Annotated in this window: 1 protein-coding gene; it reads right to left on the reverse strand. The window is 62.9% G+C overall.

From position 1 onward, the window contains the following. Position 1 precedes the first annotated feature (1 nt). On the reverse strand, positions 2-901 hold a 900-nt coding region (gene tuf / locus AC07UK_RS38825; protein WP_494688360.1), incomplete at its 5' end, for an elongation factor Tu.

The raw sequence follows: 901 nt of genomic DNA on the forward strand, positions 1-901 counted from the left end.
CTTAGTCGAGGATCTTTGCCACGACGCCGGCGCCGACGGTACGGCCGCCTTCACGGATAGCGAAGCGCAGGCCTTCTTCCATGGCGATCGGGGCGATCAGCTTGACGGTGATCGACACGTTGTCACCCGGCATGACCATTTCCTTGTCCTTCGGCAGCTCGATCGAGCCGGTCACGTCGGTGGTACGGAAGTAGAACTGCGGGCGGTAGTTGTTGAAGAACGGGGTGTGACGGCCGCCTTCGTCCTTCGACAGGATGTACACCTCGCCGGTGAAGTGGGTGTGCGGCTTGATCGAACCCGGCTTGCACAGCACCTGGCCGCGCTCGACGTCTTCACGCTTGGTGCCGCGCAGCAGCAGGCCAACGTTGTCGCCGGCTTGACCCTGGTCCAGCAGCTTGCGGAACATTTCCACGCCGGTGCAGGTGGTCTTCACCGTCGGCTTGATACCGACGATTTCGATTTCCTCACCGACCTTCACCACGCCGCGCTCGATACGGCCGGTCACCACGGTGCCGCGACCCGAGATCGAGAACACGTCTTCCACCGGCATCAGGAAGGTACCGTCAACGGCACGCTCCGGCGTCGGGATGTAGGTGTCCAGTGCGTCGGCCAGGTTCATGATGGCCACTTCGCCCAGCTCGCCCTTGTCGCCTTCCAGCGCCAGCTTGGCCGAACCCTTGATGATCGGGGTGTCGTCGCCGGGGAACTCGTACTTGCTCAGCAGCTCGCGAACTTCCATCTCGACCAGCTCGAGCAGTTCAGCGTCGTCCACCATGTCGCACTTGTTCAGGAACACGATGATGTAAGGCACGCCAACCTGACGGGCCAGCAGGATGTGCTCGCGCGTTTGCGGCATCGGGCCGTCAGCGGCCGAGCAAACCAGGATGGCGCCGTCCATCTG

Source organism: Cupriavidus sp. GW821-FHT07C08, from assembly GCF_059419025.1.